We start from the raw sequence: 12,293 nt of genomic DNA, 5'->3' as shown, positions 1-12,293 counted from the left end.
GTGCGGCGGCAACGCGCCCGTGACGTGCGGCCCTGTCCCGTATCAGGATGTCCGCATGTCAGACACGAACATCACCCCCACGGCCGCGGGCCCCGGCCCGCTGCCCCGCGAGGTCGCCGACACCTACGTCGACGAGCTCATCGCCCTCGACCCCGTCACCGGCACCTACCTCGGCGTCAAGGAGAGCAGCAGCAAGCTCCCCGACCTCTCCCCCGCGGGCCTGGACGCCCTCGCGGCGCTCGCGCGCACGACGCTGGCGCGGCTCGACGAGGCGGAGGGGCGCCCGGGCGCCGACGCCGAGGTGGAGCGGCGCTGCGCGCGGCTGCTGCGCGAGCGGCTCACGGCGGAACTGGCCGTGCACGACGCCGACGAGGGCCTGCGCGCCGTCGGCAACCTGCACACCCCGCCGCACTCGGTCCGGGAGATCTTCACGGTCACGCCGATGGACACGGACGAGGACTGGGCAGCGATCGCCGACCGGCTGCGGGCGGTGCCCGCGGCGTACGAGGGCTATCGCGCCTCGCTCGAACTCGGCCTGGAGCGCGAGCTGTTCGCGGCGCCCCGGCCGACGGCGACGTTCGTCGAGCAGCTCACGCAGTGGGCGGGGGCCGAGGGCGGGCCCGGCTGGTACGAGGAGTTCGCGGCGGACGGGCCGCAGGCGCTGCGGACCGAACTGGACACGGCCGCGAAGGCGGCGACCGGCGCGGTCGTGGCGCTGCGCGACTGGATGCGGGACGTGTACGCGCCCGCGATCGCGGGCGCGCCCGAGGTCGTGGGCCGCGAGCGCTACGCCCGCATGTCGCGCCACTTCAACGGCACGGACCTGGATCTCGACGAGGCGTACGCGTACGGCTGGGCCGAGTACCACCGGCTGCTCGGCGAGATGCGGGCCGAGGCCGAGAAGATCCTGCCGGGCGCGGCGACGCCGTGGGCGGCGCTCGCGCACGTCGACGAGCACGGCGCGCACATCGAGGGCGTCGACGAGGTCAGGCAGTGGCTGCAGGACCTCATGGACGAGGCGATCGAGGCGCTTGACGGCACGCACTTCGAACTCGCCGAGCGGGTACGGAAGGTGGAGTCGCGGATCGCGCCGCCCGGCGGTGCGGCGGCCCCGTACTACACCGGCCCCTCCGAGGACTTCTCGCGGCCCGGCCGGACCTGGCTGCCCACCATGGGCGAGACCCGCTTCCCCGTGTACGACCTGGTGTCCACCTGGTACCACGAGGGCGTGCCCGGCCACCACCTGCAGATCGCGCAGTGGGCGCACGTCGCCGAGAACCTGTCCCGCTACCAGGCGACCGTGGGCATGGTCAGCGCCAACGCGGAGGGCTGGGCCCTGTACGCGGAGCGCCTGATGGACGAGCTGGGCTTCCTCACCGACCCCGAGCGGCGCCTCGGCTACCTGGACGCGCAGATGATGCGCGCGCTGCGGGTCATCGTCGACATCGGCATGCACCTGGAGCTGGAGATCCCGGCGGACTCGCCGTTCCACCCGGGCGAGCGCTGGACGCCCGAACTGGCACAGGAGTTCTACGGCTCGCACTGCAGCCGGCCCGCGGACTTCGTGGAGAGCGAGATGACCCGCTACCTCACGATCCCCGGCCAGGCCATCGGCTACAAGCTCGGCGAGCGCGCGTGGCTGCTCGGCCGCGAGAACGCGCGGCGGCGGCACGGCGACGCGTTCGACGCGAAGGCGTGGCACATGGCGGCGCTGTCGCAGGGGTCGCTCGGGCTCGACGATCTGGTGGACGAGCTGTCGGCGTTGTGACGCGCTGAAGGTGGACGAGTTGTCGGCGCCCTGACACCACGGAGAGCGGGGCGGCGGGGCACTCGGAGCGCATCCGGAGCGCCGCCGCCCCGGCCATGACGGCGTCAGTGCCGGACGCCGCCCTCCGAGTTGACGACCTGCCCGGTGACCCACTCGGCCTCGTCCGTCGCGAGCCACGCGATGAGACGGGCCGGGTCGTCGGGCATCCCCCAGCGGCCCGCGGGGAAGAGTGCCGCGATGGCGTCGTACTCCTTGCCCGTCAGGTAATCCGTGTCCACAGGGCCGGGGTTGACGGTGTTCACGGTGACGGCGAGGTCGGCGAGCGAGGTGGCGAGCGAACGGGTCGCCGAGGCGAGCGCCCCCTTCTGCAGGCCGTACGCGATCTCGCCCGGCATGCCGCCCGCGATGTCCTGGCCCGACGTCATCATCATGACGCGGCCGCCGGGCGTGCGCGGCGCGAGCCCGGCGCGCAACCGTGCGTACGCCTGCACGAGCAGGATCACCGAGCGGGTGTCGACCGCCCAGTGGGCGTCGAGCATGTCCGCGTCGATCTCGTCGAGGGTGCCGTCCCGGCCGCTGCGGGCGTGGTTGGCGACGAGGATGTCCAGGCGCCCGCCGAGCGCTTCGGCCGCCGCGGCGATGAGCGCGGCGGGCGCGGCGGCGTCGGCGAGGTCCGCGGGGCCGTGGCAGACGCGGGCGTCCGGGTCGGCCTGCGCCGCGCGCACGGAGGCGACGACGTCCTCCGGCCGGTCGGCGCCCCAGGGCATCTCGGCGTCGTGCGGTACATGGTGGTGCAGATAGACGCTCGCCCCGTACGCGACGAGACGGCGGGCGACGGCGTGGCCGATGCCGCCGCGGCGGCTCGCGCCGGTGACGAGAGCGGTGCGGCCTCGCAACGGCAGCGGGTCGCGGCGGAGTTCGGCGGCGGTGGGCTGGGGAAGCTGGGGCATGACAGATCATGATGGGCGCTCATGTCTCGCGGGCGCACGTGATTAACCAGGGTGGACGGGACCGGCCAGGGTGGACGGGCTCAACCCGGTGGACGGGCTCAACCGGACGCGGTCGAACGCCCGTTGTCAGTGGCTGCTGCCACGATGCCCGCATGACACCTACGGAGATCGTCACGGCGCTGTGGGACCGCATGCAGGCACGGGACTGGGCGGGGGTGGGGGCGCTCCTTGCCGAGGACGTCGTCGTCGAGTGGCCGGTCAGCGCCGAGCGCATCGTGGGCAGGGACAACTACCTGCGCGTGAACGCGGAGTACCCGGAAGGCTGGTCGATCCGCCTGCTGCGGATCGTGGCGGACGGCGACACGGTGGTCTCCGAGGTGGAGGTGGAGCACGAGGCCATGGGGACCCACCGCGTGGCCTCCTTCTGGACGGTGTGGGACGGGCGGATCGTCGCGGGCCGCGAGTACTGGAGCGAGGTCGGCGCCGACCCGTCGCCCGCGTGGCGGGCGGACTTCGTACAGCCGATGTGAGCCGGGGCCCGCCCTCCGCCCGTCCGGCTCAGCAGCCGCAGTCCGCCCCGTCCGCGGGGGCCGTCAGCGGGTCCGCGGTGCGGCGCTCCGGGCCCTCCCAGGTCTCGTACGCGAAGCCCTCGCGGGCCCAGTACTCGAAGCCGCCGAGCATCTCCTTGACCTGGAAGCCCAGCTCGGCCAGGGCGAGGGCGGCACGGGTCGCGCCGTTGCAGCCGGGGCCCCAGCAATAGGTGACGACCGGGACCGACCTGTCCAGGAGCTGCTCGGCCTGGGCCGGGATGAGCGCGGTGGGCAGGTGGACGGCGCCGGGGACGTGGCCCTGGTCCCAGGAGGCGGTGGAGCGGGAATCGACGACGACGAAGCCGGGGTCGCCGTCGGCGGCGAGCGCGGCGGCGACGTCGGACACGTCCGCGTGGAAGGCGAGGCTCGCGGAGAAGTAGGCGGCGGCCGCGGCGGGTGCCGCCGGGGGCACGCGCTGGACGGGGTTCGCAGCCACGGCGTGCGCACGGTTCGTGCTGGTCGCGGCGTTCGTCGGGCTTGCGGCAGTCGTGGAGGTCATGGCCAAAAATCTATGGCCAAGGCCCGCGGTCCTGAAGGGGCGATTCCCTGTCCACCTCTTGATCAGCCGGGGTTTTCCCTGTTTCCTCTCGGACATGACCGCTTATTCCACGGACGCCACCGACTGGCGCATCCTCGACGTCCTCCAACGGCAGGGCCGCGCCAGTTACGCCGAGCTGGCGCGCGCCGTCTCCATGTCCCCGAGCGCGGTCACCGAACGTGTGCGGCGCCTGGAGGAGGCCGGTGTCATCCAGGGGTACGCGGCCGTGGTCGACCCGGAGCGCCTCGGCCTGCCGGTGCTCGCCTTCGTCCGGCTCCGCTACCCGAACGGCAACTACAAGCCGTTCCACGACCTGGTCGACGCGACGCCGGAGATCCTGGAGGCGCACCACGTCACCGGCGACGACTGCTTCGTCATCAAGGTCACCGCGCGCTCGATGCGGCACCTGGAGGAGGTCTCCGGCAAGATCGGCGCGCTGGGCGCGGTGACGACGAGCGTCGTCTACTCGTCCCCGCTGACCAGGCGGCCCTTGGGGCAGTGAGGCGAACCCTCCAGGGCCGCATGGGGTGCCGCCGGGCGCGCGGGCGCCCCCAAGACATGCGGGTGCCCCCTGTTCGACGTGCAGGCACGTACTTGCATGATGGAGGGGCGAGCACCGGCATGGACAAGGACTTCAAGGCCTTGGCCGACCCCACCCGCCGCCTCCTCCTCGACCGGCTGCACGAGAACAACGGCCAGAGCCTCGGCGAGCTGTGCGAGAACGTAGGGATGACCCGCCAGCATGAGCGGCAAGCCCGACTTCGTCCACACGATCTGCATCGAGGCCACCCCGGAGAGGGTGTGGGAGTGCCTGACCCGCACGGCGACGCCGTCCAGCTCACCGTCACGCACGAGAACCCGCGCGACGACACCGGGCGCCGCCGGACCGCGGGCGGCTGGTCGATGGTCCTCTCGAACCTGAAGACGTACGCGGAGACGGGCAGGCCGCTGCCGGTGTCCTTGTGGTCGGGCGGCCACCAGGCCTGACGGCCGCCCGCCGGTCCGGCGGCCGCCCCAGCGCCGACAGCCGCCCCACCAGGGCCGGCCGCCCGCCCTTCAGCCCCCGTCCCTCAGCCCCCGCCCCGCTGCCGCACCACCGACCCCGCCCTGCCCTTCACGACCTCCAGCTGCGCGTGCACCCGGCGCCGCAGGTCCGCGACGTGGCTGACGATGCCCACGCTGCGGTCCCGCTCGCGCAGGGCGTCCAGGACGTCGAGGACCTCGTCGAGCGTCTGGTCGTCGAGGGAGCCGAAGCCCTCGTCGATGAAGAGGGTGTCCAGGCGCACGCCGCCCGCCTCGTCCGTGACGACGTCCGCGAGGCCGAGGGCGAGGGCGAGGGAGGCGAAGAACGTCTCGCCGCCGGAGAGGGTGCTCGCGTCGCGCTCGCGGCCCGTCCACGCGTCGACCACATGCAGGCCGAGGCCCGAACGGCCGCGGCCGGTGCGGTCGTCGGAGTGGACGAGGGTGTAGCGGCCGGACGACATGCGGTGCAGGCGGGCCGTCGCCGCGGCGGCGACCTGTTCCAGGCGGGCCGCGAGGACGTACGACTCCAGGCGCATCCGGCGTTCGTTGTCGGCGGAGGTGCCCGCGGCGAGGGTGGCGAGGCGCGCCACGCGGTCGTGCGTCTCGCGCAGCGGGGCGAGGCGCCGGGCGGCGGCGGCCGAGCGGGCGGAGAGCCGGTCGAGTTCGCCGCAGCGCCGGGCGGCGGCGTCGCACGCGGAGGCGACGGTACGCACGCGGGCGGCGGCCGTCTCGGCGGCGGACTCGGCGGCGGCGAGCCGCGCGGGTGGCTGCCGTGCCGCAGCGGCCGCGTCGGGCTCGGCGAGCAGCGCGCGGACGGCGGCCTGTTCGTTCTGCCAGGCGTCGATGCGGTGCTGCAGCTCGCGGTGGCCGGTGTCGTCGACGAGCGCCGCCGACGCGGCGGACGGGGTGTCGAACCCGGCGCGGAAGGCGGCGTCGGCGAGTCGCGCGTCGGCGTCCTTGAGGCGCTGGGCGGACTCGTCGGCGGCGCGCGCGGCGTCGGCGGCCGCGGTGAGGAGCGTGGTCTGGCGCTCCAGTTGCGCGGCGCGCTGGGCGACGCTCGCGGCGCCGCCGCGCACGCGGGTCAACTCCTCCTCCAGGCCCGCCTGTTCATCGGTGAGCGCGTCCCGCATGGCGGCACGGGAGTCGACCCGGCGGGCGGCCTCCTGCTGCGCCGTGACCCGGCGGTCGTGCTCGCGCTCGGCCTGGGCCAGCTCCTCACGGGCCGCGTGCAGCCGCGACGCGCGGGCCCGGGCCTCGGTGTGGGCGTGCCGCACCTCCTCGACGGCCGCGGCGAGTTCGGCGACCGGGGTGTCGGAGGCGGCCGCGGTGGCGACGGCGAGCGACTCCCGTACGGCGGCGAGGTCCCGCTCGGCCGTGCCGCGCGCCTCGTCGGCCCGCTGGTGGGCGGCGAGGGCGGCCTCTTCGGCGGCGCGGTCGACGTGGCCCGCGGACTTCCGTGCGGGGGCGGGGTGTTCGGTGGCGCCGCAGACGGCGCAGGGGGCGCCGTCGGTGAGGTTCGCGGCGAGTTCGGCGGCGATGTTCGCGAGGCGCTGCTCCTTGAGGTCGAGCCAGGCCGCACGCGTCGACCCGGCGTGCTCGCGGGCGGCGAGCGCGCGCTCCTGGGCCGCGTCGGCCTCCTGGGCGAGGCGGTCGCGGCGGCGGGCGGCGTCCAGCTTCTCCTGGGCGGGCTGGAGGCGTCCCGCCAGGTGCTCGGTGCGGGTCGTGGCGTCCTGGGCGTCCTCGACGGCGTCGCGCAGGCCGGTCCGGCGGGCGTCCCAGTCGGCGAGCCAGCCCCCGGCCTCGGCGAGGAGTTCGTCGTCGGCCCGTTCCTGCTGGTCCAAGTCGGCGCGCTGGGCGGTCAGTTCGGTCAGGCGCGACTCCGCGCGGCGGGCGGCGGCGAGGCCGCCGAGATCCTCGCTGGCCCGGCGCGCGGCGCCCGCGAGGCCCGCCGCGCCCTCGTCGGCGTACGTGGCGGGGAGGTACGCACGCGCGCGTGCCTCCTCGGCCGTGGCGCGGTGGTGCTCCTCGTCGGCCTCCGCGCGCAGGGCGAGGGCCGGGGCGACGGTCTCGGCCTTGCGGGCCCGCTCCATGCGGGCGGTGAGCTGCCGGTGCTCGTCGGCGCGCGCCTCCAGGCGGGCCGCACGCTCCGTGGCGTCGGCGAACCGCCGCTGCAGCCGCGCCAGTTCGCGTACGTCGTCCAGCTCGGCGGCCGCCCTCGCGTGCGCGGACTCCGCGTGGGCGAGGGCGCTGCGGGCGACGTCGCGGCGCTCGCGGGCGCCCGCGCGGGCCACGGCGGCCCAGGCGAGCACGGCGTCCGCGAGCCCCGGGTCACCGGGGGCGGCGTCGGGCAGCGGCAGCTCGGCGCCCTCGCGCCCCGCCCCGGCCGCCTGCTGCATGCGGTGCGCGTCCGCGAGCAGTTCCGCGTCGCCCTCGCGCACCTCCGCCTCCGCCGCGCGCCGCTGCTCGGCGAGCCTCGCCTCGACGGCGGCGAACCGGCGCGTGTCGAAGAGCCTGCCGAGGAGCTTGCCGCGGGCCTCGGCGTCCGCGCGCAGGAAGCGCGAGAAGTCGCCCTGCGGCAACAGCACGACCTGGCAGAACTGCTCCTTGCTCATGCCGAGGAGCTGGGTGATCTCCTCGCCGATCTCTTGGTGGGAGCGGCTCAGGTCCTTCCAGCCGTTCGACCTGGCGGAGGCGCCCGTACCAGGTGCGGTGCTGCCCGCGCCGGTGGAGGTGCCGTCCGCGCCAGGGGATGCGGTGGCGGCTGCGAGAGGGGACGCGGCGACGACCGCGCCGGAGACCTCATCGGCATCCGCGCCGAAGGCCTCGCCGCCGCCCACGCCGCCCGTGGCACCGGCCCCGGAAGCCCGGGCGGCGCCCACCCCGCCCCCGTACTCCCGCAGCCAGCTCTGCGCCTTGTCCGTCGTCGTGCCCGTGCCGCGCTTCTTCGGGCGCTCCCAGGGCGGCTGCCGGGTGATCTCCAAGCGGCGTCCGGCGACGGTCAGTTCGAGGCACACCTCGGTGCGGGTGTCCGGGCTCGCGTGGTCGCTGCGCAGGGTCGCGCCCTGGCCGCCGCCCTGGCGCGGGCCGGGGACGGAGCCGTACAGCGCGTAGCACACGGCGTCCAGGACGGACGTCTTGCCCGCGCCCGTCGGGCCGTGCAGCAGGAAGAGACCGGCCGCCGACAGGTCGTCGAAGTCGACCTCCTGGGTGGCGCCGAACGGCCCGAAGGCGGTGATCCGCAGCCGGTGCAGCCTCATCGGGCCACCTCGCGGAGCACGTCGTCGGCGCGGACGGCGTCGAAGGCGTCCCGCAGCACGTCCCGCTCGCGCGCGTCCGGGCCCGCGCCGCGCACATGGGTCACGAAGTCCTCGGCGATCTGCTGGTCGTCGCGGCCCTTGAGCCGCTGGGCGTACGACACGTCGGGGTCCTCGGGGGCGCGGTCCGGGTCGAAGGCGAGGCTGAGGGTGTGCGGGAAGCGCTCGGCGAGGCGGGCCATCGGCTCGTCCGGGCGAACCGCGTCCGTGAGGGTCGCCTCGATCCACGCCTGCTCGTGGCGCGTGAGGTCCGGGTCGTCCAGGAGCACGTCGAGGCGCCCTCGGATGCGGGCGAGCGGGCGGGGCACGGGGCAGTCGATCCGCTCGGCCCCGGTCAGCTCGCCCGCCGGGCCCAGCTCGATCAGCCACATGCTCTTGCGGTGGTCGGCCTCCGAGAAGGAGTACGCCAGCGGGGAGCCGCTGTAGCGCACGCGCTCGCTGATGACCTGGCTGCCGTGGAGGTGACCGAGCGCCACGTAGTCGACGCCGTCGAACACCCCGGACGGCACGGAGGCGACACCGCCGACCGTGATGTCCCGCTCGCTGTCGCTCGGCGCGCCGCCGGTCACGAAGGCGTGCGCGAGGACGACGGAGCGGGTGCCGTCGGCACGCGCGGCCAGGTCGGCGCGGACCCGGTCCATGGCGGCGCCGATGACCGCCTCGTGCCCGCCGCGCTCGACGCCGAACTCGTCCTTGACCAGGGCCGGTTCGAGATACGGCAGGCCGTAGAACGCCACGTCCCCGTGCGTGTCGGCGAGCACCACGGGCTGTCCGCAGCCCGCGGGGTCCGTCCGCAGGTGGATGCCCGCGCGGTCGATGAGCCGGGCGCCGACGCCGAGGCGGCGCGCCGAGTCGTGGTTCCCGGAGATCAGCACCGTCGGCACGCCGAGGTCGGCGAGCCGGTGCAGGGCGTCGTCGTACAGCTCGACGGCGGCGAGCGGCGGCACCGCCCTGTCGTACACGTCTCCCGACACGACGACGGCGTCCACCGCGCGTGCGCGGACGGTGGCGACGAGGTGGCCGATGAACTCGGCCTGCGCGCCGAGCATGCTCACCCGGTGCAGCGCCCGGCCCAGATGCCAGTCGGACGTGTGCAGAATTCTCAAGACGCCGCTCCGGCCCGCATGCTCGCTTTCCCCTCCTGTGCCCCGGATCGAGGACCACCCCAGCAGGGGCCTCGCCGACAGCACCCACCACGCTAGCGCCTGTCAGCACCTGCTCGATCACGGACCTCAATATGCCCCTGGCGACGGCGGCGTTTCCGGGGACCGGTACTCCGGCGGCTGCTCCTGCTCCGAGGAGGGCGACGAGGCCGACGGCGAAGCCGACTCGCTGGCGGACGGGGAGGTGGAAGGCGAGGGGGAAGAGGGCGAGGACGACGGTGACGACGACAACGACAGGGACGGAGAGGGGGACGGCTGGTTCACCGGCGGCTGCGTCTCCTTGTCGCCGGTGCCCGTGTCGCCCTTGTCGCGCTCGAACCACTTGCCGCTCTTCGGGTCGTACATGACGAACACGTTCACGACGTGGGTGGCGGGCGCCACGAACACCACGTCCGACGACCGGTACCCGGGCCACGCGTCACCCGTCCTCTTCGGGGTGCTCCGCTGCGCGACGGGCGGCAGCAGCGGGTTCCCGCACGCGCAGCGCACGCGCGGCACGCCCCGGTCGTCGACGAGCACGGCGGTGCCGGCCTGCAGGACCGCCTGGTAGGCGGTGGGGGCGCCGTCGCGGTAGCCGTGGTTGGTGACGCGGGCGTCCATGCGCAACTGCACGGGGGTGAGCGCCCGCAGGTACGCGGGGACGGCTGCCGCGTCGATGCCGAGGACCGAGGCGAACGCCTTGTTCTTCGCCGGGTCCTGCCCGAGGGCGTCGACCTGCTTCTCCACGTCGCAGGCTCCGACCTTGCGGGTCCCGCCGTAGAGGCCGGGAGCGGAGCCGTCGACGCCGCGCGTCACGTTGGCCGACGCGGAGGAACTGGGCAGGGGCGTCGCGGACGGCGGCGTGTCGTCGTCGCGGGCCGTCGACTCGGTGAAGGGGTCGGGGCCCGACTTCCCGGCGGCCTGCAGGAGGACCTCGCCACGGGATTCCTTGGTGCCGTCGGGCCGGGTGAGGACGACGGTGAGGACCACGGCCGCCACGACGGCGAGGCCGATCATCGCCACGCGCGGCGCCGACCTCCACCAGGGACGCTCCGGCTCCGGGCTCCCGCCGGGGCCCTCGGGCGGCCCGTCCCCTCCCCCGGTGCCCCCGGCGCCCCCGCCACCCGCACCACCCGGACCCTGACCGCTCGGCGGACCACCGCCCGACGGCCGGTCCCCGCCCGGCGGCGGCGTCGCACCGGGCGGGCCCGCGCCCGGGGTCCCGCTCTGCTGGGTGGCGCCCGGCTGCGACGGGCCCGAGAGCGGGCCGGAGGGGGGTCCGGTGGGGCGGCCTGACGACGGCGGTTCGACGCTCACGAAGACTTCTTCCCTGCGTAGGGGACTGCGTAAGGGCTGCGTACGGGAACGGTGCTGCGTACAGGAACGGGATTGTGTACCGGCTGCGGAGGGGGCTGCGACGTACGAGCCTGGTCATGATTTCAACCGTTCCACACGCTTTACTCCATTACGCGCCTATTGTGTGTCCCGGTTCGTGGGGACCCGCAAGCCGACGCGGTCGGCCCTCCCGAGGGGCGCGCCGCCGCGGGGCTGCTTAGCGTGACAACGTGAGTCACCAGACACCGCCCGGCCAGGCAGGCACGCAGCGTGCGTCGCCGAGCCGACGGGACCCCCACGGCTGGCCCCATGCCTGCGCCGCCGTGCTCGCCGCCCTGGTGGCCATGGCCGTCGTCGGCGGGCTCGGGCTGTGGGCCGCCGGGGCCGGGGACCTGCCCGGCGGCGCCTTCCCCAGCGTGGTCGCCGCAGTCGTCGTGATGGCGGTCGGCGGCTCCGTGGGGCTGTCCGGCGGCGCCGGGGGGATCGCCGAGACGGACGCGGCGCTCTCCGTGGTTCCCCTCTCGGTCGCCCTCGTGGGCGCGCTGGTGATCGGCGCCGGATTCCTCCGGCCGCTGCGGCACCGGGCCGTCGCCGACAGCAAGGAACTGGCCGGCTGGGCCGCCCGGATCGCGTTGCTGTGGGTGCTGCTCCTCGTGGGGCTCGGACAGGTGGCCGGCCACCGGTTCACCATCGAGCTCGGGGAGGGGACCGCGGCCGACATCGGTGATCTGCTGGGTGCCACGCCCAAGGTCGGCTTCGAGACGGACGTGCCGGAGACCCTCGTCTACGGCCTGCTGTGGCTGGTGGGCGTGCTCGCCATGGCGCTGCTGGTCTCGCGCAAGGCGCCGCTCCCCGCCCGCCTGGTGCGCTTCCAGGAGTCGGTGCGTCCCGCGGCCCACGCCATGCTGGTCCTGCTGCTCGCGTACGTCGCCGCGGGGCTGGTCATCGGCGTGCTCGTCGCGGCGACGCGGGGGCACACCGCCGAGACCCTCGCGGTGCTGCTGCTGGGGCTGCCCAACCTCCTCTGGCTCGCCTTCACCCTCGGGCTCGGCGTGTCCTGGGAGGGCCGGGTGGACGGGCCGTTCGGGTTGCCCATGCCGCGCGTGCTGGACCAGGTCCTGCGGACACCGAGCGACTCCACGCTGAATCTGCGGACGCTCTCCGCACACGACGGCGGGGTGTGGTGGCTGCTTGTCGTCGCGGCGGTCGCGGTGCTGGGGGCCGCGTTCCTGATGGCGGCGCGCTCACCGGCCCGGATGCGGGCCTGGCAGCACGCCGTGCACATGGCGGTGGCGCTGACCCTCACGGTGCTCACCGTCTGCCTGCTCGCCCGCGTCTCCGCCCATGTCGGCCTGTCGCTCCTGGGCATCGGGGACCTCGGCAGCGGCCTGTCCGGCCTGGTGAAGCTGCAGCCGCAACTGGGGACCGCGCTGTTCCTCGCCGTGGCCTGGGGTCTTGTCGCCGGGTTCATCGGCGGCCTGCTCGCGCGGCGGGTCCACCGGCGCGGCGAGGTGGAGCAGCCGAGCCCCGACGGTCACTGACGTGCGCTGACCGGCCCGGACGAGCGCTGAGGGGCTTAGAGGTGCTAACAAAGGCGTTCGACGTGGCGGTGGGTGATCAGGCAGGCGGCGAG

Annotated in this window: 10 protein-coding genes; 5 read left to right on the top strand and 5 right to left on the bottom strand. The window is 74.9% G+C overall.

Annotation, left to right across the window (positions count from 1 at the left end; all coding sequences use genetic code 11):
* The first annotated feature begins 55 nt into the window (after window positions 1-55).
* The gene (locus IE274_RS07255) at window positions 56-1,768 is read left to right on the top strand and encodes a DUF885 domain-containing protein (RefSeq protein WP_190114791.1); all 1,713 of its coding nucleotides are present in this window, start codon (window positions 56-58) and stop codon (window positions 1,766-1,768) included.
* Window positions 1,769-1,872: 104 nt separating this feature from the next.
* Here IE274_RS07255 and IE274_RS07250 read toward each other — a convergent pair whose 3' ends face one another.
* Window positions 1,873-2,718 (bottom strand): SDR family oxidoreductase, encoded by an 846-nt coding sequence (locus IE274_RS07250; protein WP_190114790.1) that lies wholly within the window; start codon window positions 2,716-2,718, stop codon window positions 1,873-1,875.
* A 152-nt stretch (window positions 2,719-2,870) separates the two neighbouring features.
* Here IE274_RS07250 and IE274_RS07245 point away from each other — a divergent pair, with 152 nt between their 5' ends.
* On the top strand, window positions 2,871-3,248 hold the full coding sequence (locus tag IE274_RS07245) for a nuclear transport factor 2 family protein (protein WP_190114789.1): 378 nt from the start codon (window positions 2,871-2,873) through the stop codon (window positions 3,246-3,248).
* 28 nt (window positions 3,249-3,276) lie between these two features.
* On the opposite strand, the gene IE274_RS07240 is transcribed toward IE274_RS07245, so the two are convergent.
* On the bottom strand, window positions 3,277-3,807 hold the full coding sequence (locus IE274_RS07240; protein WP_229909331.1) for a rhodanese-like domain-containing protein: 531 nt from the start codon (window positions 3,805-3,807) through the stop codon (window positions 3,277-3,279).
* 94 nt (window positions 3,808-3,901) lie between these two features.
* Between IE274_RS07240 and IE274_RS07235 the strand changes: the two genes are divergently transcribed.
* Window positions 3,902-4,348, top strand: coding sequence for an Lrp/AsnC family transcriptional regulator (locus IE274_RS07235; protein WP_190114788.1), 447 nt, complete (start codon window positions 3,902-3,904; stop codon window positions 4,346-4,348).
* A gap of 119 nt (window positions 4,349-4,467) precedes the next feature.
* Window positions 4,468-4,833 carry a helix-turn-helix domain-containing protein gene (locus IE274_RS07230; protein WP_190114787.1) on the top strand — a complete coding sequence of 122 codons (366 nt, stop codon included), beginning with the start codon at window positions 4,468-4,470 and terminating at the stop codon, window positions 4,831-4,833.
* An 83-nt stretch (window positions 4,834-4,916) separates the two neighbouring features.
* Here the strand turns inward: IE274_RS07230 and IE274_RS07225 are convergent, their stop codons facing one another.
* The 3 genes from IE274_RS07225 to IE274_RS07215 all read right to left on the bottom strand — a co-directional run bounded on the left by IE274_RS07225 (window position 4,917) and on the right by IE274_RS07215 (window position 10,642).
* Window positions 4,917-8,126 (bottom strand): AAA family ATPase, encoded by a 3,210-nt coding sequence (locus IE274_RS07225; protein ID WP_190114786.1) that lies wholly within the window; start codon window positions 8,124-8,126, stop codon window positions 4,917-4,919.
* A complete protein-coding gene (locus tag IE274_RS07220; protein ID WP_190114785.1) occupies window positions 8,123-9,289 on the bottom strand; it encodes an exonuclease SbcCD subunit D in 1,167 nt (388 codons plus the stop codon). The genes IE274_RS07225 and IE274_RS07220 overlap by 4 nt, the downstream gene beginning before the upstream one ends.
* Window positions 9,290-9,415: 126 nt before the next feature.
* Window positions 9,416-10,642, bottom strand: a complete 1,227-nt coding sequence (locus IE274_RS07215) for a DUF6777 domain-containing protein (RefSeq protein ID WP_229909330.1) — start codon at window positions 10,640-10,642, stop codon at window positions 9,416-9,418.
* A 248-nt stretch (window positions 10,643-10,890) separates the two neighbouring features.
* Here IE274_RS07215 and IE274_RS07210 point away from each other — a divergent pair, with 248 nt between their 5' ends.
* The gene (locus tag IE274_RS07210) at window positions 10,891-12,201 is read left to right on the top strand and encodes a streptophobe family protein (RefSeq protein WP_190114783.1); all 1,311 of its coding nucleotides are present in this window, start codon (window positions 10,891-10,893) and stop codon (window positions 12,199-12,201) included.
* Window positions 12,202-12,293 lie beyond the last annotated feature (92 nt).

The organism is Streptomyces flavofungini (assembly GCF_014650815.1).
GTDB classification, from domain to species: domain Bacteria; phylum Actinomycetota; class Actinomycetes; order Streptomycetales; family Streptomycetaceae; genus Streptomyces; species Streptomyces flavofungini.
The sequence above is the reverse complement of the archived record's forward strand: the minus strand, read 5'-3'. Positions and strand labels throughout refer to the sequence as shown.